Raw genomic sequence first — 22,592 nt, forward strand, 5'->3', positions numbered from 1 at the left:
GTTTTGCGTGTGCGGAGACTGGAGAAGCGGCAAAGCGTCGACTTCACGTCATTGGAGGCGGTGGAGGATTCCGCCCTCGACCCCCGCACAGCGACGGGGCCGTACACCGTGACACTGGGGGACCCGCACGTGACTCCTGGCAACATCTCAGAGCCGACGTGGGCGAAGTGGCGCGACGAAGTCGCAGCGATCGGCGGCCCATCGCCACTGCTGCACTTCGTTGACACACCGCGAACCCGCATCGAGCTGAGCGCGACGCACCCCGGCGGACTTCCGCAGTTCATCACCGGCGATCGCACTCTGCTCTCCAGCCTGATCCGCGACGACATCGCGCTGCGCACGGCCAAGGGAGCTGCCGGCGCCATCACCGCGAAGGGCATCGAACTGAGGGCTGTACGTGGCATCGACGCCGTTCACCTCGGCGTCGGTCTCGCCCGCTGGCGCAATGGCGCGGACGAGTACAGCGCCCCCGTACTGCTGCGCCCTGTCGCGATCCGGCGTTACGGACGCGACTTCGAACTCAAGCTGCGCGGCAAGACCTTCCTCAACCCCGAGCTCAAACGGGCACTGCACGAGCAGTTCCGCATCGAGCTCGACGGCGAGGCGTTCGTCGCCCTCAGCGAGACGAACGGCGTGTTCAAGCCGCAGCCGGTGATCGACCGGCTGCGCGGGCTCACCAGCCACCTCGAGTGGTTCGCCGTTCAGCCCAGGCTCGTGGTGTCGTCGTTCGCCGACGTCGCACGCAGCATGACCGACGACCTCGGCGAGTTCGACCACGACGTGCTCAGCGCCCTCTCGGGCAACCCGACGGCGCGCGACAGGGTCGAGGCGGGGTTCACGCCGGCCGAGGTGGTGCCGCAGGACAATCGTCCGCCATCGATCGACACCCTGTTGGTGGATGCCGACCCCGAGCAGGAACGCGTCGTCGCCCAGATCTCGAACGGCAACTCCATCGTCGTGAAGACGCTTCCCGGCACGGGAGCCACTCAGACCATCGTGAACGCCATCGGCGCTCTCGTGGCACGCAATCGACGCGTGCTGGTCGTGAGCCCTCGGCGCTCCAGCCTGGATGCCATCGCCCACCGCCTCGATCAGGTCGGCCTCGGCGGATCCGCCGTCGTCACCCGCAGCGTGCGTCGCGACCTGATCCGGTCCATCACCCGCAACGAGAAGAGCACGAAGCCGAACGCCGACGAGGTCGACGACGCACTCGCGCGGCTCCGCAGGGTTCTGGTCGACTACCGCGGCGCTCTCACGGCTCCTGACCCCGCGTTCGGCGTCAGCGTGCTCGACGCGCTCGGCGAGCTCGCCCGGCTCGCGCTGCTGCCGTCACCGCCCAAGACGAAGGCACGGCTCGACCGCCCGGCCGTCGAACACCTTGCGAAGGATCGAAGCGAGGCTGCGGACATCCTGCTCAAGTCCGCCGCGCTCGGCGAGTTCCGCTACGGACCGAACGACTCGCCCTGGTACGGCGCCGACTTCTCGTCGACGACGCAGGCGGCCGCCGCGCACACGCTCGCGAAGAAGCTCAGCGCGATCGAGGTTCCGCGCCTCATCGACCGCGCCACGACGCTCATCGAGGGCACCAGGCTGCGCCCGTTCCAGAACGTCGCAGAGTTGGGCATCTACCTGCGCCTGCTCGCCGATCTGCGCGAGACGCTCGACCGGTTCCTGCCTGCGGTGTTCGACCGTCCGCTCGACGAGCTCATCACGGCCACCTCCAACCGGCGCGACACCCCGAACATGTCGGGGTCGACGCGTCGCAAGCTGCGCAAGCTCGCGCTCGAGTACGTGCGCCCCGGCGGCCACGTCGCCGATCTGAACGAGTCGCTGCGGCGCATCCAGCAGCAGCGCACACTGTGGCAGCGGTTCGCGGATGCCGGCGCCCCGCCCCGCGTGCCGGTCGGCGTCGCAGACGTGCAGGTCGCATTCCAGAAGGTGTCGGAAGACCTCGCGAGCCTCGATGGCCCGCTGGGACGCACGCGCAGCTCCGAGTCGCTCACTGTGCTGCCGCTCGGCGACCTGACGAGCATGCTCGGCGGTCTCGCCGTGGAGTCCGAGGTGCTCATCAACCTGCAGGAGCGCACGGCGTTGCTCGGCAAGCTGCGCGAGCTGCGACTGGATCCGCTGCTGGCCGACCTGTCTGCGCGGCACGTCACGAGCGAGAACGTGGCAGCCGAGCTGGAACTGGCCTGGTGGCAGTCGGTGCTGGAGATCCTGCTCGGCGACGATCGCGCCCTGCTCAGCGCGAACACGCGCGTGCTCGATCGGCTCGAGGCCGACTTCAGGCTCGTCGACCAAGCACACGCCTCGGCATCCGGGCAGTTGCTGTCGTCGCAGCTCGCCGTGCAGTGGAAGATCGCCCTTGCCGACAATCCCGAGCAGGCGGATGCCCTGCGCCGGCTTCTTCGTGCCGGCTCGGCCACGCCCGCAACGCTCACCGACAAGGCCCCGCAGCTCGCCAGGGTTCTCGCGCCGGTCTGGCTCGCGTCGCCGTACGACGTGGCGTCTCTTCCGTCGGCCATGGCGTTCGACACGGTCGTGCTCGTCGACGCCGGGGCCTGCACGCTCGCGGAGAACATCGGCGCAGTGCGCCGCGCCCGCCAGGTCGTCGCGTTCGGCGATCCGGTGACGCAGACGCCTTCGGCGTTCCGCATCTCCGTCGCCGATCCCTCCCAAGCCGAAGAGGGCGAGGAGCAGAGCGACAGGCGTGACGTGGATGCCTGGCACGCGGCATCCGCGCTGGCCCAGCTCTCCGAGCTGCTCCCCGTGTTCACCCTCACACGCAGCTACCGGTCGGTGGGCGACGACCTCGCTGAGCTGGTCAACCGCAGGTTCTACGGAGGGCAGATCGAATCGCTGCCGTGGGCGGGCAGCTACCTCGGACATTCCAGCCTCTCGCTGAGCTACGTTCGCGGCGGACACGGCATGCCAGACGACGACACCGGCACCGTCGAGAGCGTCGACGCCGAGGTGACCCGCGTCGTGGAGCTCGTGCTCGATCACGCACTGAGCAGACCGCGGGAGTCGCTCATGGTGGTGACGGCGAGCCCGAAGCACGCGGTACGGGTGCAGCACGCAGTGCTCGCGGCATCCACCAAGCGGCAGGAGCTCGCGGACTTCATCCTCGGCGACCGGCCAGAACCCTTCACCGTGGTCACGCTCGAGGAGTCGGTGGCGCAGAGCCGCGACCGCGTGATCTTCTCCATCGGCTACGGCCGAACACCGCACGGGCGGCTGCTGTCGACGTTCGGTGCGCTCGGCGAGCCGGGAGGCGAACGTCTGCTCGCGGTCGGACTCACGCGGGCGCGCAGGGCGATGGACATCGTGTCCTGCTTCAAGCCAGAAGACATCGACGACTCGCGCATGAAACACGGCATCGTCGCCCTCGCGCAGGTGCTCGAAGAGGCAGCGGAGATCGAAGGCGGACCGGACGAGGTGCCCGACGACTCAGAACCGCTGCTCGTCGACCTGGCGTGCCGGCTCGAGAAGTACGGCCTCCATGTGCAGCTCGGCCACCGCGGTGTGCTGCCGCTCGCCGCGTCGTTCTCCGGTAAGGCGGTCGTCGTCGAGACCGATCGGGTGCTCGGGCAGGCCAGCCTGCGCGAGTCCCTGCGGCTGCGACCCGAGGTGCTGCGCCGCTTGGGCTGGCACTACGTGCGCGTGCACAGCTTCGAGCTCTTCGCCGACCCGGAGGCCGTCGCACAGCGCATCGGCAAGCTGCTCGGCGCGATCGAGCCGGACGAGCAGTCGGAGTAGCAGCCGGAGCCGCAGCCACTCGCCTACCCTGGAAGACGTGACAACGGATGGCTTTCAGCGGCGCGAGGCCGCCCACCGCAAGACGGGACGGCGCGCGCAGCGCACCGGTGCGCCCGGCACAGACCCGACCCCGCAGAGAGACGGGGGAGCGGATGCCGCGGTGCGGGCATCCGAAGACACCGACCGTGCGTGGGGCGACGGCTCCGACACGAACGACGACCGTCTGAAGCGCGACCTTCCGCCGCACTGGCGTGCTGGAGCCTAGAGAGTTGAGGGCGACCGACTCGTCTACGAGTCGGCTATGTCGCCGAGCAGCGTGCACGCGCGGGCGATCGTGCGTCGGTCCTCGGCACTGAGCGCGTTCAATCGAGCATTGAGCCAGCTGTTGCGCTGTGCGCGTGCTGTGCGCGCGAGTTCGACGCCGTCCGGGGTGGCGCTGAACAACACCTTTCGCCTGTCGTGCATGTCGCGAGCGCGTACGGCGTACCCGGCCGAGGTGAGCCGGTCCACGCTCTGGCTCATCGACGCTGGGGAGACGCGATCGTGTTCGCTCAGTTCGGTCAGGGTCTGCGGTCCGTGCTTCTGCAAGCGACTTAGCACCTCGAGCGCCGTGTCTCCAAGGGCCCCTTCGGGTCGTTCGGCGCGGAACCGGCGGAAGAGCCGTGCGACAGTCGACCGCAGTTCGCCTCCGAGTCCGGCCCCGTCAGGCCCGACCGTGGCGCTGTTTGCGCTGAGCTCCATAATTCTTTAGTATACCTAAGGAGTTCGATCCACCACGAGATCCATGAAATGACGACCATGCCCGCCAATCCCTTGGGCCGCGCGTTGCGCAACCGTCACGCCGGAGAACGCACCCTCGTCTGGGCGCGACCCGACATGCAGGCGCCCGCGAGCTTCACACTCATCAGCTCCGCCTTCGAGCACGGCGCCTCCATTCCGGAGGAGTACCGCGGCAGGTTCCGCGGCCCGAACATCTCGCCGGCACTGGCATGGACGTCGTCGCCCGCCGGCGCCGTCGAACTGGTGCTCATCGTGCAGGACCCCGATGTTCCGTTCCGCAAGCCGGCGACCCATGCGCTCGCCATCGGGATCGACCCGTCACTGACAGGCATCCCGGAAAACGGTCTCGCTGAGCCGAGCTCGATCGTCGGGTTGCGGCACGGAAAGGGCGCTTTCGGGCGTCGCGGCTGGGCCGGGCCGCTGCCGCCGCGCTCGCACGGCCCGCACACGTATGCCTTCCAGCTCTACGCGCTGAACACTCGGCTCGAGCTTGGCGGTTCGTTCACGCTCTCCGACGTGGCCGACTCCATGGCCGGGCATGTCATTGCACGAGCCCGGCTCGACGGCACGTACGAAATCCGCTGACGTCGCCCCGGCCGGAGCGATGACTACTCGGTGGGGCCGTCCGCATGCCGGCCGCCTGCGCCGTCGCCGGGAGCTGCAAGGGCCGCATCCGCTTGTGCCGCGAGCAGGTCGCGGATCTGTGCGAGCAGCTCCACATCGGTCGGCAGAGCTTCTTCTTCGGGTCCTGCGTTCAGGGCGCGTTTCGCCTCTGCACGCTCGCGGAAGTGGTTCATCGGGAAGACGAACGCGAAGTAGACGACGACGGCTACGGCGAGGAACTGGATGAGTGCGCCGATGATGGCGCCGAACATCAGCTTCGACTCACCACCCCCGACGGTCGGGATGCTCACCACGAATGCGTTGTCCAGCGACTTCGCGTTGAACAAAGCGCTGATCAACGGATTGATCAGGCTGGTCACGATCGCATTCACGACCGCGGTGAACGCGGCGCCGATGACGACCGCTACGGCGAGGTCGATCACGTTGCCACGCATGATGAACTCTCTGAAGCCCTTGATCATGTGTGGGCCCCCTTCCCTCAACCCTGATCGTAGAAGGGTTCGGCCGATTTCCGCGGAGGCGGGCGCAACGTCAGGCCGAGGATCCCGATCCGCTCGAACTCGTGGCGGGCGCGGCAGGTGCACTCTTCTTCTCGCCGGCACCCTTCGACTCGCTCTTCGTGCCGGATGCCGAATGGTCGCTCTTCGGCCCGGTCGGCTCGTTCTTGCCCGAGGCGACGGACTGCGACGAACCGGAACGCGAGTCGGTGCGGTAGAAGCCGGAGCCCTTGAACGTCACGCCGACGGCGCCGAACACCTTGCGCAGCGGACCGCCGCACTCAGGGCAGGTCGTCAGCGCGTCGTCGCTGAACGCCTGATGGACGTCGAACGCGTGACCGCATTCGGTGCACTTGTACGAATAGGTGGGCATCGTCATCTCTCAATTCGAAGTCTGAGCCGGTGCGTGCCATGCTCCGACCGGGCCGTGCGGCATGCCGCTAGTGGAAGCGGATGATGCGGGTCGGGGTCACCGCACCGGTCACGGGCTCGTCGTGTCTCTCGCGGGGCACCTCGTCGAGGACCTCGCCGTCGAACACGACGGCATACACCGGAGGACATTTTTCCATGCTGCCCAGGGTTTTGTCGAAGTAGCCCTTGCCCCAGCCCATCCGCATGCCGCTGGGATCGACTGCGGCGGCGGGCACGATGATGAGGTCGACGTCGTTGACCGCGATCGGACCGAGGAGCTCGCCGACCGCCTCCGGCCACCCCAGGATGCCCTCGGCCTCCGACTCGCCGTCGTCGACGGTCCAGTCGAGGAGTCCGTCTTCCCTGCTGATCGGAAGCAACACACGAAGACCTTGAGCGAACGCCCAATTGAGGAAGGGGCGCGTGTTCGGCTCGTTCGAGCCCGACAGATAGCAGGACAGCGAACTGGCGCTGTACTGCTCGACCAGGTGCTGAAGGTTGGCGGTGATGCCGGCCGTGGCCTTCTCGCGCTCCGTGACGGTGACGTTCTTGCGGCGTTCCCGCAGGTCCGCGCGCAGCGCACGCTTCGCACTGCTCGGGTCGGACGGCATATCAGGAATACTAGGGTGTCGTTCCTTGGTGCGATGTCCGCAGGCGCCCAGGCACCAGATACCCTGAGCAGATGGCCATTACCAAAGCCGTCATCCCCGTCGCCGGCCTCGGCACCCGCTTCCTTCCGGCCACGAAGGCCATGCCGAAGGAGATGCTGCCGGTCGTCGACAAACCGGCTATCCAATACGTGGTGGAAGAGGCCGTCGGCGCAGGATTGCGCGACGTGCTCATGATCACCGGTCGCAACAAGAACGCGCTCGAGAACCACTTCGACAGGGCGACCGAGATCGAGTCGACCCTGGCCGCCAAGGGCGACACCGAGAAGCTGCGCCGCGTGATGTACTCGACCGATCTGGCTGACGTGCACTACGTGCGGCAGGGTGATCCCAAAGGGCTCGGCCACGCCGTGCTGCGAGGACGCATGCACGTCGGCAACGAGCCCTTCGCGGTGCTGCTCGGCGACGACATCATCGACAGCCGCGACGTGCTGCTCAGCCGCATGCTCGAGGTGGCGGAGGAGCGAGGCGCCAGCGTCATCGCACTGCTCGAGGTGGAACCGTCGCAGATCCACCTCTACGGTGCGGCGGCGGTCGAGGCGACAGACGATGGCGACGTGGTCCGGGTGACCGGGCTCGTCGAGAAGCCTTCGGCAGAGGACGCCCCGTCGAACCTCGCCATCATCGGCCGGTACGTGCTGCAGCCGGAGGTGTTCGACGTGCTTGAGCACACCGAACCGGGCAAGGGCGGGGAGATCCAGCTGACGGATGCCCTGCAGGAGCTCGCGGCGGAGTCGGGCGGCCCCGGCGTGTACGGAGTCGTCTTCCGCGGACGCCGTTACGACACCGGCGACCGGCTGGACTACTTGAAGTCGATCGTGCAGCTCGCCGTGGACCGCGAGGACCTCGGACCGGACTTCCGCGCCTGGCTGCGCAAGTACGCGTCGACGCTCGCCAACAAGCCGAAGGCCGGCGAGACCCTCGACGAGCCCGGCGTCGGCGCCTGAGACGAGAACGAGCATCCCGTGTACGTACCGACTCTCAGCGACGGTGCTGTCGGCATCCGCCCGATCCGGCTGCGTGATGCCCGAGCGCTCGAAAAGGAGCTGCTCGAGAACCGTGCATGGCTGCGGCAATGGGAGGCGACCAGCCCGCACGCGCCGATGTCCTTCGACACGCGGGCGAGCATCCGGTCGCTGCAAGCCTCTGCGAGGGCCGGCCACGGGCTCCCGTTCGCCATGGAGTACGACGGCGAGCTCGCGGGACAGCTGAACGTGTCGTCGGTCACCTACGGCTCGCTGGCGTCCGCGACGATCGGCTACTGGGTCGCCGAGCGGTTCGCCGGCAAGGGGCTGACGCCGACGAGCGTGGCGCTTGCCACGGACTACTGCTTCTTCCAGATGGGCCTGCACCGCATGGAGATCTGCATCCGTCCCGAGAACGGTCCGTCGCTGCGGGTCGTCGAGAAGCTCGGCTTCCGGTACGAGGGCCTGCGCAGGCGCTACATCCACATCAACGGCGACTGGCGCGACCACTTCTGCTTCGCGCTCGTGGTCGAGGAGATTCCGCAGGGCGTGCTGCGCAGGTGGAGATCCGGCGACGTCCCAGAGGGCGTCGCCGCCGTGCCGGAGGCCGACCGCGAAGCTGCAGCGCACCCGCTGTCACCGCGCGGGCGATGACGTCGCAGGCGACCTCGAGACGAACGGCGCGGCATCCGCTCGCGCGGCGATCGAGGACACACGGCGCGGGCGACCGGGCCAGACGGCCGTGCCCGCCTACCGTAGTGACATGACCGGGGGGACACTGAGCGGCGGAGTCGTCATCGCGCTCGCGGCAGCCCTCTGGCTGGCGTATTTGGTGCCGACATGGCTTCGACGACGCGACTACCTGAACGCGGAGCGCAACGCTGTGCGCTTGCAGCAGACTCTGCGCATCCTCGCCGAGACGGCCGAGGCTCCGGAAGAGGTGCACGTCGAAGCGACCGCGCGTGACGTCGCCAGGCAGCAGAAGGTGCTGAAGAAGGTGCGCGCGCGGGCGGATGTCGCTGCCCGCGCACACGCGATCTCCGAGGCCCGCGCCGCCACGCGTACAAACGCCGTGCCCGAGCCCGCAGACGGGCCGGTGGATGCCGAGGCACCGCCCGAGCACAGGGTGTCCACTGCCACGGCGCGCGATGAGCGTGACCGCACCTTCGCCAAGGCGGTGCGCCGCACGCGTCTCGCGACGACCGGCGCTCTGCTCGCCTCGCTCGTCGGAATCGCGTTCGGCGTGTACTCCCTTGTCACCGCGGCATCGTGGGGCTTGCTCGCTGCGTCTGTCGTGCTGCTGGTCTGCGCGTTCGCGGTGCAGCGCAGGCTCGCCGTGCAAGTGTCCGCGCACCGTGCTGCGCGCCGGGAGCGCGGCCGGACCGTGCGGTCGAATCCCGAGCTCTACGATCACGCACTGCACGCCGAGCCGGTTCAGCAGGAGGAGGAGCAGGCGGATGTGCGCTGGCAGCCTCAACCGCTGCCGAAGCCGATGTATCAGTCGCCGGGATCGCGTGCGGCGGCTGCCATGGCATCCGTCGATGCTGCTGTGGCTCTGCGCCGTGCAGCCGTGCGGGCGGAGCTCGAAGAGCGCGCGGCACGGATCGCCGCCGCACAGGTCCCAACGCTGCCTGCGCGGATCGAGGCTCCGCCGGCATCCGCTCCGTCGGAACCCGAGCGGGTCGCGCCGCCGAGCAGGTACGCGCGCATGGGCGTCGTCGGCGATATGCAGAGCGAGCACATCGACCTCGACGAGGCCTTGCGTCGTCGTCGCGCCGCCGGCTGACGTCGGGCTCATTCTCGTGAGCGGTCTGCGAGTGTAGCCTCGCGCCATGGGCACCCTTGCCGAACCCGAGATCGCCCGCCGTCGTGATGCGCTGGAGCGCACGGCCGAGCCGTGGACGCCACGCTCCCTCGCCGCGGCGTTCGACGACGCGGTGGCGAGGCATCCCGACCGTCCGTACGTGATCACGGATGCCGTGACCCACACCTATGCGGAGGTCGCGGAACGCTCGCGTCGCCTCGCGGCCGGGCTGCTGGAACTCGGCGTCGAGCCCGGCGACCGGGTCGCTCTCCTGATGGACAACCGCGCGGACTACCCGATCGTCAAGTTCGCGATCGCCCGCATCGGTGCGGTGGCCGTCGCTCTGAACTATTCGTATCGCGGCGACGAGATCGTGCAGCGGCTGCGGCAGGCGGGCGCGAGCGTGCTGATCAGCATCGACAGGTCGGTGGCCACGGACTTTCTCGCCGTGTTCGACGAGCGCTTCCCCGGCTGGGAGAGCGAGGTGCGCAGCGCAGAGGTGCCGTCGCTGCGCTCGATCGTGCTCGCCGAGCCCGGGTGGCGGTCGGGAGCGCTGACGGTGCCCGGGTTGTCGCGTCAGCGGGACGACGATGCTGTGCAGAAAGCGACCGATGGCATCCTGGCCGACGCGGTCGCCGACATCGTCTTCACGTCGGGCACCACCGGGCACGCGCTCGGAGCGGAGCTCACTCACGACATGCTGCTGCGCAGTGCATACGGCTCCGCGTACACCCGGGCGTTCGACGACGGCTGGCGCATCGGCTTCGCGCTGCCGCTCTACCACGTGTTCGGCTACGTGGAGGGGATGCTCGCAGCGATGTTCGCGGGCGGCGCGATCGTGCCGCAACGGGTGTTCAACCCGCGCTCCGCGCTCGAGCAGATTCAGGAGCACGGCATCAACGAGGTGCTGTTCGTTCCGACGATGACGGTCGCCGTCGTGGACCAGGCGGTGAAGGGCGACTTCGATCTCACGAGCCTGCAGTCGGTGTTCTCGGCGGCCGCGCCCGCACCCGTCTGGCTGTGGAACCGGGTGATGAGCGACCTGAATCCGCAGATGATCTTCACCGGATACGGCCAGACGGAGGTGTCGGCGGCGACCGCGCTGACGTTGCCCGGTGACTCGATCGAGCTCGTCGCGAACGTGGTCGGCACGCCGAAGCTGGGCGGTGCGGCCGCTGTGGGCACGGCGGTGCCGGATGGCCGGCTCGCGGAATACCGCACGATCGATCCGTTCGACGGGCACGTGCTCGAGCGCGGGGAGCCCGGCGAGCTGACGGTGCGAGGCCCACAGGTGACGCGTGGATACATCGGGGACCCGGCGCAGACATCCGCGTCGATCGATGCCGACGGATGGCTGCGAACCGGCGACCTCGGCTTCGTCGACGACGCCGGATACCTGCACCTCAGCGCCGCAGCAAGGAGCTCTTCAAGGTGGGCGGCGAGCTGGTGGCGCCGGTCGAGGTGGAACTCGTGCTGAGCGGTGGGCCGGGTGTGAGTCAGGCGTTCGTCGCGGGCATCCCCGACGACCGTTACGGCGAAGTCGGCTGGGCGTGGATCGTGGCCAACGAGGATGCCGTGATCGACGAACGCGAACTGCTGGCCCACGCACGCACCCATTTAGCCCCGTTCAAGGTGCCGCGGGGCATCACGGTGCTCACCGCGGAGGAGCTGCCGATGACGACGACGGGGAAGATCCAGAAGTACCTGTTGGTGCAGCGGATCACCGGTTGAGGAGGCGTCCCGATTCCGGCTGGAGGTGGCCGGCGTGCTAAAGTCTCATACGCACTTGGGGCTATGGCGCAGTTGGTAGCGCGTCTCGTTCGCAATGAGAAGGTCCGGGGTTCGAATCCCCGTAGCTCCACCGAAAACCCCCGTATTTCCTCGGAAGTACGGGGGTTTCTTCATGCTGGAGCTCACTTGTCGACGAGCGTGATCTCGAAGTCGTAGAGGTCGGGCCGGTAGCAGTGACGGCCGTACTCGACAGCCCGGCCGTTGTTGTCGTACGCGGTGCGCTCCATCGTGAGCACTGCTCCATGGTCCTTGATGCCGAGGAGCCGGCTCTCCTTCGAGGTCGCGGCTCGGGCGCCGATACGCTGCTGGGCGACGCTGATGAGAGTCCCTCGCGCACGCATGAGCTGGTAGAGCCCCCGTCGGGTCAGGTCATCCTCTGAGAAGTCCGCGTACTCACCGGGCAGAAAGTTCTCGAGCACAGCAAGGGGCACCCCGTCGGTGAGGCGCAGGCGAAGCACGTGCAGCACGGAAGACCGAGGTGGGATCGACAGCACGTCGGCAACGTGGTCGTCGGCATCGACGATCAGGCGCGACAACAACGTGGTCTGCGGATGCTTGTCGCTGCGTTCGAGGTCGTCGTACAGGCTGGTCAACTCGACCTTGCGGGTGACAGGGCGACGCACCACCTGCGTGCCGATCCCGCGCCGTCGAACCAGCAGGCCCTTGTCCACGAGGTCCTGCATGGCTCGACGAACTGTCGGACGCGACAGGCCGAACCGCTCACCGAGCGCTATCTCGTTCTCGAGCCGAGCACCTGGAGGGAGCGTGCCGTCGCTGATGGCCTGCTCGATGCGCTGAGCCACCTGGAAGTACAGCGGTACCGGGCCGGATCGGTCGATATCCATGAACAGCTCAGGCGGCAGCTGCGTCTGTTCGGCCGTGTCCTGTGACATTCCTGCTCCGCACTGACATTCGTTGATCTATGTAAAGAGGTTACGTCATGTTAGTTTGATAGTACAAAGTCGAAGGCGCCGGGGCTCTTCGACGATCGAAGAGAAGGTGACGACGCCATGACGGAAACGGGTGCGAGCGCCCCGTTCGATCTGATCACGATCGGCAGAATCGGCGTCGACATCTATCCGTTGCAAGACGGAGTCGGGCTCGAGGACGTCGAGACCTTCGGCAAGTTCTTGGGCGGCAGCGCGACGAACGTCTCGATCGCCGCCGCGCGCCATGGCCTGCGCAGCGCTGTCGTGACGGCGACAGGGGACGACCCGTTCGGTCGCTACGCACATCGGGAGCTGCGTCGACTCGGCGTCGACGACAGGTTCGTGAGCACGGTGGAGACCCTGAGCACACCCGTGACATTCTGCGAGATCTTTCCCCCCGACGACTTTCCGCTCTATTTCTATCGGGATCCGATCGCACCGGATCTCACCATCACGGAGACGGACCTGGATCTCGACGAGATCGCCAGGGCGCGCGTCTTCTGGGCCACGGTGACGGGACTGTCGCGTGAGCCCAGTCGCACCACTCATCACGTGGCGTGGAACGCTCGCGCGAAGGCTCCGCTGACCGTGCTCGACCTCGACTACCGGCCGATGTTCTGGTCGTCGCGGGCGGCGGCATCCGTCGAGGTGCGCAGAGCACTCGGCCGGGTGACCGTCGCCGTCGGCAATCGCGAGGAGTGCGAGGTCGCAGTAGGCGAGAGCGATCCGTACCGGGCCGCCGACGCGCTTCTGGATCACGGCGTCGAACTCGCGATCGTGAAGCAGGGTCCGCGCGGCGTGCTCGCCAAGACCAGGGAGCAGACGGTCGAAGTCGAGCCCTATGCGGTGCAGGTCGTCAATGGGCTCGGCGCCGGTGATGGCTTCGGCGGGGCCTTGTGCCACGGACTCCTGCAGGGGTGGGACCTCGAGCGAACGATCCGATTCGCGAACGTCGCGGGAGCGATCGTGGCAACGCGCAGGGAGTGCTCGACCGCGATGCCGACGACCGCCGAGGTCGAGGCCGTGCTGAGGGAGCTCGACGGTGTCCGTGCCTGACGCGACGGAACGCAGCCGGGCACCGATCGCCGACGACGCCCTGGCGCGGCTACGCAGGCTACGCCACAGCGAACCGGATGCCATCGGCTCGGCCCTGCGCGCGAGGTCGCGGCGTCCGCTGGTGCGCGGCGACGGCCGTCTGTTCATCGTGGCTGCCGACCACCCCGCCCGCGGTGCCCTGGGGGTTCGGAAGAACCCGCTGGCGATGGCGAGCCGTTACGACCTGCTGCAGCGACTCGCTCTCGCGCTCGAGCAGCCAGGCGTCGACGGTGTGCTCGGCACCCCCGACATCGTCGACGATCTCGCGCTTCTCGGCGTGCTCGAGGACAAGATCGCCGTCGGCTCGATGAACCGAGGCGGATTGCGCGGCGCCGTCTTCGAGATGGACGATCGCTACACGGGCTACGACGTCGACTCCCTCGTCGCATCGCGCCTGGATGCCGCGAAGCTGCTCATGCGCATCAACCTGCGGGACCCGGCAACGGCTCGCACGCTCGAACAGACGGCGCACGCGGTCACGGCATCCGCTGCCGCGACGCTGCCGATCATGCTCGAGCCGTTCATGACCGAGTGGGCGGACGGCCGCGTCGTCAACGACCTGTCGACGGATGCCGTGATCACCTCCGTCGCTATCGCGTCAGGTCTCGGCGCCTCATCGGCATACACCTGGCTGAAGCTTCCCGTCGTCGCCGAAATGGAGCGCGTGATGCAAGCGACGACGCTGCCAACACTGCTCCTCGGCGGGGACAGTGACGCCGGCCCCGATGAGACCTATGCATCCTGGCAGGCCGCACTCGGACTGCCAGGGGTCCACGGTCTCGTGGTCGGCCGCACCCTCCTTTATCCCCAGGACGACGACGTCGCGCGGGCCGTGCACATCGCCGCCTCACTCGTTCACGGAAGCTGAGGACGATGGCCGTTCCCAACGAATGGTTCTTCCCGCGCGGCACTCTGTCTGCCGGCGAATGGGATGCCGTTGTCGACGACCACCTCGAGGGGTGGCGGCACACGGGCATCCGCATCGCATCGCTCGATGGAGCGTCGGTCGAGCTCGCCGCCGGCGACGTCGAGCGCATCGTCGTTCCGCTGGCGGGAGCATTCCGGGTGCGTCACGACGACACGACGACCGAGCTGGAAGGACGGGAGTCGGTCTTCGCTGGACCCACCGACGTGCTGTTCGTCGGCGCGGGCGAAGCCTTGACGATCGACGGCGGTGGCCGGGTCGCCGTGGCGGAGGCCTTCACGAACGTGCGCAAGCCGAGCCGCCACCTGGCCAGACCCGATGTCCCCCTCGAGGTGCGCGGCGCGGGCAAGGACACCAGGCAGGTGCACAACTTCGGCACGCCCGAGGTGCTGGATGCCGCATCCATCATCGCCTGCGAGGTGATCACACCGAGCGGCAACTGGTCGTCGCACCCTGCCCACAAACACGACGAGGACGTGCCGGGTCACGAGTCGCAGCTCGAGGAGATCTACTACTTCGAGGCGGCTGCGCACCCCGGGCTGCGCCCGCCGGCCGACGTCGATGCCTTCGGAACGTTCGCGACCTACCGATCTGCGGCGGGGGACATCCAGACCGACGCGCTCGTGCGCAGCGGCGACATCGCCTTGGTGCCTTTCGGGTACCACGGCCCGGCAGCAGCCGCACCGGAGTACGACCTCTACTACCTCAACGTGATGGCCGGTCCCGGCCCGGAACGGGCCTGGCTGATCAGCGACGATCCACGGCAGTCGTGGATCAGAGACAACTGGGCGACGCGGCTGCAGGACCCCCGTCTTCCCTACGGCACTCGAAAGTTCGGAGAATCCGCATGACGACGCGCAGACTCACCGTCGGGCAGGCACTCGTCGAATTCCTCGGCCACCAGTGGACCGTGGACGGCGACATCCGCGAGCGCACCGTGCCGGGCATCCTCGGCATCTTCGGGCACGGGAACGTGGCAGGCATCGGGCAGGCGCTCAAGCAGTACAACGTGGTGCAACCGCAGCTGCTGCCGTACCACCAGGCGCGCAACGAACAGGCGATGGTGCATCAGGCGGTCGGATTCGCACGCATGCACCGGCGCCGGGCCACGCTCGCGGCCGCGGCATCCGTGGGTCCCGGAGCCGCCAACATGCTGACCGGAGCCGCGCTGGCGACCGCGAACCGTCTGCCGGCGCTGCTGCTGCCGAGCGACACCTTCGCGACACGCGTCGCGGACCCTGTGCTGCAGCAGCTGGAACACCCGCACGACATCGGCATGCAGGTCACCGACGCTTTCCGGCCGCTGTCCCGGTTCTTCGACAGGGTGCAGCGGCCCGAGCAGCTGTTCTCGATCGCGCTCGCAGCCCTGCGGGTGCTCACCGATCCAGCCGAGACGGGTGCTGTGACCATCGCGTTGCCGGAGGACGTGCAGGCCGAGGCCATCGAGGTGCCTGTCGAGTTCCTGCAGGACCGAGAGTGGCGCATCCGCCGCCCTGTGCCGGAGCGGTGGGCGCTCGACGCCGCCGTCGCGGCGATCAAGGGCGCGAAACGACCGTTCATCGTCGCGGGCGGCGGGGTGATCTACTCGGGCGCGGAGAACGCTCTGCGAGAGCTGGTCGAGGCAACGGGCATCCCGGTGGGCACGAGCCAGGCCGGAGGCGGAGCGCTGAACTGGGATCACCCGCAGTACCTGGGGGGTGTGGGCGCCACAGGTACAAGCGCCGCCAACCGGCTCGCGGCCGACGCCGACGTCGTGATCGGCGTCGGCACGCGGTACAGCGACTTCACCACTGCAAGCCGCACCGCGTTCCAGAACCCCGACGTCACGTTCGTGAACGTCAACGTCGCAGCGTTCGACGCGTACAAGCACGGCAGCCGGCTGCCCGTCGTCGCGGATGCCCGCGAGACGCTGACAGCGCTGGCCGCGTCGCTGACGCGCTGCCACGTCGATGCCGACTACGCGGAGCTCGTCGATCGGGAGAAGGCGCGGTGGGATGCCGTCGCCGACGCGGCGCTGTCGCCGACCGGCGCCGAGGTACTCGGCCAGTCCGAGATCATCGGCGCAGTACAGTCCGCCGCCGACCCGAGGGACGTCGTCGTGCAGGCCGCCGGTTCGCTGCCTGGCGACCTGCACAAGCTCTGGCGCGTGCGCGACCCGCTCGGCTACCACGTGGAGTACGCATTTTCGACGATGGGCTACGAGATCGCCGGAGGCATCGGCGCCAAGCGCGGACTCGAGGCGCTCGACGACGACCGCGACGTGATCGTAATGGTCGGCGACGGCTCCTACCTCATGCTGCACAGCGAGCTCGCCACCGCTGTCGCCGAGAGCATCAAGATCATTGTCGTGCTCATTCAGAACGAGGGCTTCGCGTCCATCGGCAACCTCTCCGAATCCGTGGGATCACAGCGCTTCGGCACCCGCTATCGCTACCTGAACCGGGACGAACTCAACTTCGAGTCGGGCGACCTGCTCACTGCCGTCGACCTCGCTGCCAACGCCCGCAGCTACGGCATCGAGGTGATCGAAGTGAAGCCCGGGCCGGATGCTGCGCGGCGGCTGAGCGATGCGGTCACCGCGGCGAAGGCATCCGGCACGTCGACTCTCATCCACGTCGACTCCGATCCGTTCGCCTCTGCACCGGATGGCGGGGGTTGGTGGGATGTGCCCGTCGCGCAGGTCTCCGTGCTCGACAGCACGAAGAAGGCCTACACGGACTATCTCGAGCAGCAGAAGAAGCAGCGGCCGCTCCTCGGCTGACGGAGACGCCGGACAAGGGTGACGCCGGACAAGGGTGACGCTAGACAAGAAGGACGATGATGACCGACACCGAAACTCGCACCGGAGCGATGGCACCGCACACGCAGGGACTGCGGATCGGCACAGCTCCCGATTCCTGGGGCGTGTGGTTTCCGGAGCATCCCGCGCAGATTCCCTGGCAGCGCTTCCTCGACGAAGTACACGCCGCCGGCTATCACTGGATCGAGCTCGGCCCGTACGGCTATCTGCCGACCGACCCGCACGAGCTCCAGGATGAACTGGGCGAACGAGACCTCGAGCTCTCCGCCGGAACCGTGTTCACCGGGTTCCACAAGGGCGAAGAGCAGTGGCAGCGCGCCTGGGATCAAGCCGTCAAGGTCGCCGGTCTCGCCCACGCGCTCGGCGCCGAGCACATCGTCGTCATCCCCGACATGTGGCGTTCGGAACACGACGGAAGCGCGCTCGAACCTCGAACGCTGACCGAAGAGCAGTGGCTGGCGCTGTGCTCTGGCCACGACCGGCTAGGCCAGGCACTACTCGAGGAGTACGGCGTGCACCAGCAGTTCCACTCGCACGCCGACAGTCACGTCGGCACCTACCGCGAGGTCGAGAAGCTTCTCGAGCTGACCGATCAGCGCTACCTGAACCTCTGCCTCGACACCGGTCACTTCGCCTACTACGGCGGCGACAACGTGAAGATGATCGAGGCACATCCGGACCGGATCGGTTACCTGCACCTGAAGCAGATCGACTCGGAACTGCGGTTCGAGATCCTCAAGAACGACGTGCCGTTCTCGGAATCCGCGATCGACGTGATGGTCGAGCCGCCGACGGGCATCCCTGATTTCGCGCCCATCATCGAGGCGGTCTCCGCGATCGACCAGAACATCTTCGCGATCGTCGAGCAGGACATGCCGGGGGTGGACATCGACGTGCCTCTCGGCATCGCCGCTCGCACCCGCGAGCACATCTTCGGCTGCACGCCGCTCACTCGCAACCGCTGACACGGAAAGGCACGGCATCAGCATGACCACCACGGAGTTGCGCGTCGGCGTCGTCGGCGCGGGCATCATGGGCGCCGATCACATCGCGCGCCTGACCGGCACCATCGCGGGAGCAGACGTCTCGGCGATCATCGAACCGGATGCGACCCGTGCCGAGGCCGCCTCGCGACTGGCTCCCGAGGCATCCGTGTTCGGCCGGATCGAGGATGCCATCGACTCAGGCGCCATGGATGCCGTCGTCGTGGCGACGCCCGGCGCGTACCACGAGCCGGTGCTGCTGCCGGCGCTCGATGCGCGCATCCCGATCCTCTGCGAGAAGCCGCTCACCCAGGATCCCGGATCGTCGTGGCGCATCGTCGAGGCTGAACAGAAGACCGGAAAGCACCTCATCCAGGTCGGCTTCATGCGCCGCTTCGACCCGCAGTACCGGAGCCTGCGGGACCTGATCACGTCCGGCACAGCAGGCGAGCTCCTGATGCTCCGGGGTGTGCATCGCAATCCGTCAGTGCCGCCGAACTACACGCAGGAGATGCTCATCACGGACTCGGTCGTGCACGAGTTCGACGTCGTGCCGTGGCTGGCTGGTGCGAGCATCGCGTCGGTGCGGGTCGACTACGGCAGGCGCAATTCCGGGTCGCCGAGCCATCTTCGGGAGCCGATTCTCGTGATCATGCAGCTCGACAACGGGGTGCTGGTGGACGTCGAGATGAACGTCAGCGTTCGCTTCGGCTACCAGGTGGCCACCGAGGCGGTGTTCGAGCGCGGAGTCGCGCGCATCGGGCAGCCAGAGGGCCTCGAACTGTGGCAGGACGGTGCGTTCCGCATCGCCGAGCACCAGACGTACACGACGCGGTTCAAGCGTGCCTACGATCTCGAGGTTCAGGCGTGGGTGGATGCTGTGCGGGCGGGTGGCATCGCGGGGCCCTCCGCGTGGGACGGTTTCAAGGTCGCCGTCGCCTGTGAGGCCGGCGTCAAGGCGCTCCACACGGAGGGAGCCGTGAGCATGGAACTGCCGCCGACGCCGGCGTTCTACGCCGTCGACTAGGCACCTGCCGTCACAGGAATCCGTCGAGAACCGCGAGCACGGCATCCGGCGTCTCCAGCTGAGGGAGATGCCCGGTGTTCGCAAGCAACTCGTACCTCGCACCGGGAACAGCGTTCGCGAACGCCTCGCCGACGGCGGTGCCGATCATGCGATCGTGATCGCCCCACACGACGAGGGTCGGCACCGCGATCGTCGCGAGCCGCGACGCGAGTGTCGGGTCGACCATGCCCTTCCCCGCATAGGTGAGCAGCGACGCGCGATTGCCCGCCATCGCCGCTCGTGCAGCCTCGGGAAGCGCCGTGGGGTCGATGCGGAAGGCATCCGGCCGGGCGTAGCTGAGATCGGCGATCTGGTCGAACGTGAGCGAGAAGAAGTCGGCGGCCGGATGCCCAGGGACCTCGAGACCGGCAGCGTCGATGATCACGAGGCGCTCGACTGCGTTCGTGCCGAGCGCGCCCAGCTCGGCAGCGATCCATCCGCCGATCGAGTTGCCGATGACAGTGACCCCGGTCGGGCCCTCGCTCTGCAGCAGTGCCGCATACAGGGCGGCGATGTCGCGGATGCTCGCGATCCGGTCAGGACGCTCGGTACCACCGAACCCCGGATGCGTCGGCACGAGCGCCCGCACACCGCGCTCGGCAGCGAGACGGCGCGCGAAGGCATCCACCGTCACCGGTCCGCCGCCACCGTGGAGCAGCAGCACGGGACGCCCGGCGCCGTACTCGCTGACGAGGACGGGAACGGTGCTCCCGTCGAAGGGAACAGGGATCGTGCGGGTGGTCTGATTCGAGGGGGAGGTTGGACTAGGCATGCGATCAGGCTAGATCAACATATTGATATAAACAAGTTGTCTTACTGATATCGTGTGAACGTGAGTCACTCCCTCGCCCGAATCGCGCTCGACATCAAGCGTCTGCAGACGCGCCATCATCGCGGCATCGATGCGGCTCTGAAGCCGCTCGGCATCTCGCTGGTGCAGTGGGATGCGCTGCGGCACCTTCACGAGAATCCCGACGCCTCATTGCACGACCTCGCGACGATGACGTTCCAGTCCGACCAGGCGTTCGGCACCCTCGCGCAGCGCATGATCGACCGTGGCTTGCTGGAGCGGATGCCCGGTCCCGGCCGGGCAGTGCGTCACCGGATCACGAAGAAGGGGGAGTGGCTGCGCGTCGAAGCCCAGCACATCGTCGACGGCGTGTTGAAGCAGTCGCTCGCCCCGCTCAGCGCGGCCGAGTTGGATCAGCTCGGCGGGCTGTTGACGAAGCTGGTGCCTGGGGGCGATGGGTAGGTCGAGGCCTTCGGTTCGAGCCGACTACTCGCACTCATCAGCCGCCTTGGACGATGTTGCGGATGGGCGTCTGGTTCGTGGCGCAGTCCGCGACCGTGCTGCTCAATGCGGAGCGGTAGGCGGCGGATCCGGGATCGAACTGTGCGCCGGCGATGATCGCCGGTGAGGATTTGATCGCGTCTTCCAAGAGGCCGACATCCGCCGCTAGTCCGGCGGTCCCGTCCAGGTGCGCGAGATCAAGGAGGTGAAGGGTCATCGGCACCGTGTTGATGACGGCCGCGTACTGCGCATCCGTGTACGTGCCCTGGTCACGATCCGATGCCGCATCGAGCAAGCTCGTGTTCACGGTCTCCAGGGTCAGGCACGTTGTCGCAATCGATTGGTCCGGCTCGTGCACGGTTGCTGCGGTCGTATGGGGCGCATGCGGCGGCGACGATGCCGCGGCTGTCGAGCATCCCGCAAGGACCAGCACGGCGGCCACCTGCGTGGCCACCATTCCCGTGAGCCGAACCTTACGCACGCCAACCTCCAACACCGCAGGTTTCAGGGTTCAACGCTGCCCAAACTCTAGAGGCACGGCGGCTTCGAAATCATCACGCGGCGACGACGGCACAAGAGCGTGTTTCTGCGCGTCGCGTCCGCGTACCGCAAGCCGATCGGGCTGCGGACCTGCCTGTGTCAGTAGCCGTGGCGAACGGATAGTGTCCGGAGTAAAGAGCCGAACGGGATGAAGATGCGTCGAATCTGGCCGATTGCGACCGTGGGGATAGTTCGAATTCCGCGATCAGCTGCGGGCTCGGCTCCGTTGCGTCAGTTGATGATGTTGAACGACAGCAGGGTTCCGGTGCAGTCAGACCCGCCAGAACCAACGATGCAGTCAATGGTCGTGCCCGCCTTCGGTCATGGTTACGTGGAGGCCTTGACTGGTGGACGCGAACGCTTGGTTCGCGACGTCATCATGGGTGGGCGCGGGCGTCTGCGTCGCTGCGAACTTGCCCCAGCATTTCGAGTACGCATCCTCGGATGTGAGTGTCCGATCGTCTACGGACGGGCTCGGCGGCGCACCTGTCGCAGGCCGAACGAGGGTGGATGCCGTGATGGGCGATACCGCGTCAGGTGCGCTGCATCCGGAAAGTGCCAAAGCCACCAGCACTGCGCAGCCCGTCAAAAAGGCGCTCGCTCGCCGTCGAACCACCTCAGCCGCCCGTTCTTCCAGGTACCGGCACAACGCGGTCCCACCCACATCGCGAAGCGCGCTTGAGACAGATAGATGCGTCCACCGATCCGTATTCTCTTCTCTCGAACTCTATTGGTCTGGCCGGCCGCCAGGAACGGGAATCCAAAGATCGGCGAGCACCGACGAGAGCATCTTGCACGATGCTCTCAAGTGGCACTCAGCGGCGGCGTAGGCCGATCCTCTATGTGTACACACGTTCGATACTACGGCCACCGCGTGCGAAAAGTCAGCTGTACGGGTTTCCTTTCGGCAATCTATCCACAGTGCAGCCATCCGTCGTTCACACTGTCTGACGTGCGGAGTATAATCGCTATTATGTTCGACACTGAAGACCGCGCGGCCGCCGGCTCCGGGTCGGGCTACGTGTGTGATGTCGTCGATGATCTCGCCGGCGCGTATGCGGATGTTCCGCCTGAGGACGTGTTCGAGAGTGATGGTGTCTGGAATCCGGATGTGTTGCCGGGACGGCATGTGCGTCGGCTGTCGGCGGTGGAGATTCTGGACTTCGTGTTTGATGATGCGGTGTCACATCAGACGGTGGTGAATCGTGAGTCGGCGCGGCAGATGTTCGCGGTGCATGAGGCGTTTCAGATCGCCAGAGAGTATGTGCGCGTCTATGTCCCGGTGGGTGTTGCGGACACCTCTGTCGGGGTGGATGATGTGGACTTCTCGGAGCGTGCTGTGGCGTTCGATTTGGCGCACCGGTTGCATGTTAGTGAGAACCTGGTGCGTGCGTACGATCACCAAGCCGGTGTCCTGACCGGCAGCCTGTCTCGCTTGTGTGAGTTGTTCCTGGCGGGGCGGATCAGTTCCCAGCATGTGCGGGCTGCGGTGGACAGTGCCGATGGCATCCCGACCGAGACGCTGATGGCTACCTACGATCAGCGTCTCGCCTTGATCGCTGAAGGTCTGCGGGTTGGGGAGTTCGCCCGCCGGTGTCGGCTGTTGCGGGAGCGGTTGTGTGCCGACACGCTGCAGGAACGCCACGACCGTGAAGTGGAGAAGC

23 protein-coding genes and 1 tRNA gene are annotated in these 22,592 nt (G+C 67.3%); 17 read left to right on the plus strand and 7 right to left on the minus strand.

Features of this window, described 5'->3' with window-relative positions:
• Positions 1-9 precede the first annotated feature (9 nt).
• Together MJ603_RS05640 and MJ603_RS05645 are read left to right on the plus strand one after the other, a co-directional pair.
• Positions 10-3,759: an AAA family ATPase gene (locus MJ603_RS05640; protein ID WP_374230829.1), complete on the plus strand. Its 3,750-nt coding sequence runs from the start codon at positions 10-12 to the stop codon at positions 3,757-3,759.
• Between the two features lie 37 nt (positions 3,760-3,796).
• Entirely contained in the window at positions 3,797-4,024 is a 228-nt protein-coding gene (locus tag MJ603_RS05645; RefSeq protein ID WP_243062662.1) for a hypothetical protein, read from the plus strand.
• Between the two features lie 23 nt (positions 4,025-4,047).
• On the opposite strand, the gene MJ603_RS05650 is transcribed toward MJ603_RS05645, so the two are convergent.
• Positions 4,048-4,500, minus strand: coding sequence for a MarR family winged helix-turn-helix transcriptional regulator (locus MJ603_RS05650; RefSeq protein ID WP_243062663.1), 453 nt, complete (start codon positions 4,498-4,500; stop codon positions 4,048-4,050).
• Between the two features lie 57 nt (positions 4,501-4,557).
• Between MJ603_RS05650 and MJ603_RS05655 the strand changes: the two genes are divergently transcribed.
• Positions 4,558-5,124 carry a YbhB/YbcL family Raf kinase inhibitor-like protein gene (locus MJ603_RS05655; protein ID WP_243062664.1) on the plus strand — a complete coding sequence of 189 codons (567 nt, stop codon included), beginning with the start codon at positions 4,558-4,560 and terminating at the stop codon, positions 5,122-5,124.
• A 23-nt stretch (positions 5,125-5,147) separates the two neighbouring features.
• Here MJ603_RS05655 and mscL read toward each other — a convergent pair whose 3' ends face one another.
• The 3 genes from mscL to MJ603_RS05670 form a co-directional block, all read right to left on the minus strand.
• Positions 5,148-5,624 carry a large conductance mechanosensitive channel protein MscL gene (gene mscL, locus MJ603_RS05660; RefSeq protein ID WP_243062665.1) on the minus strand — a complete coding sequence of 159 codons (477 nt, stop codon included), beginning with the start codon at positions 5,622-5,624 and terminating at the stop codon, positions 5,148-5,150.
• 70 nt (positions 5,625-5,694) lie between these two features.
• Positions 5,695-6,033: an FmdB family zinc ribbon protein gene (locus MJ603_RS05665; RefSeq protein WP_243062743.1), complete on the minus strand. Its 339-nt coding sequence runs from the start codon at positions 6,031-6,033 to the stop codon at positions 5,695-5,697.
• Between the two features lie 67 nt (positions 6,034-6,100).
• On the minus strand, positions 6,101-6,682 hold the full coding sequence (locus tag MJ603_RS05670; RefSeq protein ID WP_243062666.1) for a 5-formyltetrahydrofolate cyclo-ligase: 582 nt from the start codon (positions 6,680-6,682) through the stop codon (positions 6,101-6,103).
• Between the two features lie 71 nt (positions 6,683-6,753).
• On the opposite strand from MJ603_RS05670, the gene galU reads away from it, so the two are divergent.
• The 6 genes from galU to MJ603_RS05700 all read left to right on the plus strand — a co-directional run bounded on the left by galU (position 6,754) and on the right by MJ603_RS05700 (position 11,369).
• A complete protein-coding gene (galU, locus tag MJ603_RS05675) occupies positions 6,754-7,686 on the plus strand; it encodes a UTP--glucose-1-phosphate uridylyltransferase GalU (RefSeq protein WP_243062667.1) in 933 nt (310 codons plus the stop codon).
• Positions 7,687-7,704: 18 nt separating this feature from the next.
• On the plus strand, positions 7,705-8,358 hold the full coding sequence (locus MJ603_RS05680) for a GNAT family N-acetyltransferase (RefSeq protein WP_243062668.1): 654 nt from the start codon (positions 7,705-7,707) through the stop codon (positions 8,356-8,358).
• Positions 8,359-8,467: 109 nt separating this feature from the next.
• Positions 8,468-9,490, plus strand: a complete 1,023-nt coding sequence (locus MJ603_RS05685) for a hypothetical protein (protein ID WP_243062669.1) — start codon at positions 8,468-8,470, stop codon at positions 9,488-9,490.
• Positions 9,491-9,536: 46 nt separating this feature from the next.
• Entirely contained in the window at positions 9,537-10,985 is a 1,449-nt protein-coding gene (locus MJ603_RS05690; protein WP_243062670.1) for a class I adenylate-forming enzyme family protein, read from the plus strand.
• Complete coding sequence (locus MJ603_RS05695) at positions 10,940-11,239, plus strand: hypothetical protein (protein WP_243062671.1); 300 nt, start codon at positions 10,940-10,942, stop codon at positions 11,237-11,239. Before MJ603_RS05690 ends, MJ603_RS05695 begins: the two co-directional genes overlap by 46 nt.
• A 57-nt stretch (positions 11,240-11,296) precedes the next feature.
• Positions 11,297-11,369: transfer RNA gene (locus MJ603_RS05700), tRNA-Ala, on the plus strand.
• A 52-nt stretch (positions 11,370-11,421) separates the two neighbouring features.
• On the opposite strand, the gene MJ603_RS05705 is transcribed toward MJ603_RS05700, so the two are convergent.
• Complete coding sequence (locus tag MJ603_RS05705; protein WP_243062672.1) at positions 11,422-12,192, minus strand: GntR family transcriptional regulator; 771 nt, start codon at positions 12,190-12,192, stop codon at positions 11,422-11,424.
• 117 nt (positions 12,193-12,309) lie between these two features.
• Here MJ603_RS05705 and iolC point away from each other — a divergent pair, with 117 nt between their 5' ends.
• Genes iolC through MJ603_RS05735 form a run of 6 tightly spaced genes read left to right on the plus strand, consistent with a single transcriptional unit; the run spans position 12,310 to position 19,058 of the window.
• Entirely contained in the window at positions 12,310-13,284 is a 975-nt protein-coding gene (gene iolC, locus MJ603_RS05710; protein ID WP_243062673.1) for a 5-dehydro-2-deoxygluconokinase, read from the plus strand.
• Entirely contained in the window at positions 13,277-14,191 is a 915-nt protein-coding gene (locus MJ603_RS05715) for a hypothetical protein (RefSeq protein WP_243062744.1), read from the plus strand. Before iolC ends, MJ603_RS05715 begins: the two co-directional genes overlap by 8 nt.
• Positions 14,192-14,196: 5 nt before the next feature.
• Positions 14,197-15,099, plus strand: a complete 903-nt coding sequence (gene iolB / locus MJ603_RS05720) for a 5-deoxy-glucuronate isomerase (RefSeq protein ID WP_243062674.1) — start codon at positions 14,197-14,199, stop codon at positions 15,097-15,099.
• Positions 15,096-17,009, plus strand: coding sequence for a 3D-(3,5/4)-trihydroxycyclohexane-1,2-dione acylhydrolase (decyclizing) (gene iolD / locus MJ603_RS05725; RefSeq protein ID WP_243062675.1), 1,914 nt, complete (start codon positions 15,096-15,098; stop codon positions 17,007-17,009). The genes iolB and iolD overlap by 4 nt, the downstream gene beginning before the upstream one ends.
• 59 nt (positions 17,010-17,068) lie before the next feature.
• Positions 17,069-18,013 (plus strand): sugar phosphate isomerase/epimerase family protein, encoded by a 945-nt coding sequence (locus MJ603_RS05730; protein ID WP_374230831.1) that lies wholly within the window; start codon positions 17,069-17,071, stop codon positions 18,011-18,013.
• Between the two features lie 22 nt (positions 18,014-18,035).
• A complete protein-coding gene (locus tag MJ603_RS05735) occupies positions 18,036-19,058 on the plus strand; it encodes a Gfo/Idh/MocA family protein (protein WP_243062677.1) in 1,023 nt (340 codons plus the stop codon).
• A gap of 10 nt (positions 19,059-19,068) precedes the next feature.
• Here MJ603_RS05735 and MJ603_RS05740 read toward each other — a convergent pair whose 3' ends face one another.
• Positions 19,069-19,869, minus strand: coding sequence for an alpha/beta fold hydrolase (locus tag MJ603_RS05740; RefSeq protein ID WP_243062678.1), 801 nt, complete (start codon positions 19,867-19,869; stop codon positions 19,069-19,071).
• Positions 19,870-19,929: 60 nt separating this feature from the next.
• Between MJ603_RS05740 and MJ603_RS05745 the strand changes: the two genes are divergently transcribed.
• Entirely contained in the window at positions 19,930-20,349 is a 420-nt protein-coding gene (locus MJ603_RS05745) for a MarR family winged helix-turn-helix transcriptional regulator (protein WP_243062679.1), read from the plus strand.
• 37 nt (positions 20,350-20,386) lie between these two features.
• On the opposite strand, the gene MJ603_RS05750 is transcribed toward MJ603_RS05745, so the two are convergent.
• Complete coding sequence (locus tag MJ603_RS05750) at positions 20,387-20,869, minus strand: hypothetical protein (protein ID WP_243062680.1); 483 nt, start codon at positions 20,867-20,869, stop codon at positions 20,387-20,389.
• Positions 20,870-21,901: 1,032 nt separating this feature from the next.
• On the opposite strand from MJ603_RS05750, the gene MJ603_RS05755 reads away from it, so the two are divergent.
• On the plus strand, positions 21,902-22,592 hold a 691-nt coding region (locus MJ603_RS05755), incomplete at its 3' end, for a DUF222 domain-containing protein (protein WP_243062681.1).

Source organism: Humibacter sp. RRB41, from assembly GCF_022761015.1.
Lineage (GTDB): Bacteria > Actinomycetota > Actinomycetes > Actinomycetales > Microbacteriaceae > Humibacter.

What these genes read in the sequence shown, in the direction of transcription:
- MJ603_RS05685 (WP_243062669.1), top strand. Translation starts at nt 8,468, where the DNA reads ATGACCGGGGGGACACTGAGCGGCGGAGTCGTCATCGCGCTCGCGGCA.
- MJ603_RS05655 (WP_243062664.1), top strand. Translation starts at nt 4,558, where the DNA reads ATGCCCGCCAATCCCTTGGGCCGCGCGTTGCGCAACCGTCACGCCGGA.
- galU (WP_243062667.1), top strand. Translation starts at nt 6,754, where the DNA reads ATGGCCATTACCAAAGCCGTCATCCCCGTCGCCGGCCTCGGCACCCGC.
- mscL (WP_243062665.1), bottom strand. Translation starts at nt 5,624, where the DNA reads ATGATCAAGGGCTTCAGAGAGTTCATCATGCGTGGCAACGTGATCGAC.
- MJ603_RS05730 (WP_374230831.1), top strand. Translation starts at nt 17,069, where the DNA reads ATGACCGACACCGAAACTCGCACCGGAGCGATGGCACCGCACACGCAG.
- iolB (WP_243062674.1), top strand. Translation starts at nt 14,197, where the DNA reads ATGGCCGTTCCCAACGAATGGTTCTTCCCGCGCGGCACTCTGTCTGCC.
- MJ603_RS05650 (WP_243062663.1), bottom strand. Translation starts at nt 4,500, where the DNA reads ATGGAGCTCAGCGCAAACAGCGCCACGGTCGGGCCTGACGGGGCCGGA.
- iolD (WP_243062675.1), top strand. Translation starts at nt 15,096, where the DNA reads ATGACGACGCGCAGACTCACCGTCGGGCAGGCACTCGTCGAATTCCTC.
- MJ603_RS05690 (WP_243062670.1), top strand. Translation starts at nt 9,537, where the DNA reads ATGGGCACCCTTGCCGAACCCGAGATCGCCCGCCGTCGTGATGCGCTG.
- MJ603_RS05665 (WP_243062743.1), bottom strand. Translation starts at nt 6,033, where the DNA reads ATGCCCACCTATTCGTACAAGTGCACCGAATGCGGTCACGCGTTCGAC.
- MJ603_RS05740 (WP_243062678.1), bottom strand. Translation starts at nt 19,869, where the DNA reads ATGCCTAGTCCAACCTCCCCCTCGAATCAGACCACCCGCACGATCCCT.
- MJ603_RS05735 (WP_243062677.1), top strand. Translation starts at nt 18,036, where the DNA reads ATGACCACCACGGAGTTGCGCGTCGGCGTCGTCGGCGCGGGCATCATG.
- MJ603_RS05705 (WP_243062672.1), bottom strand. Translation starts at nt 12,192, where the DNA reads ATGTCACAGGACACGGCCGAACAGACGCAGCTGCCGCCTGAGCTGTTC.
- MJ603_RS05670 (WP_243062666.1), bottom strand. Translation starts at nt 6,682, where the DNA reads ATGCCGTCCGACCCGAGCAGTGCGAAGCGTGCGCTGCGCGCGGACCTG.
- iolC (WP_243062673.1), top strand. Translation starts at nt 12,310, where the DNA reads ATGACGGAAACGGGTGCGAGCGCCCCGTTCGATCTGATCACGATCGGC.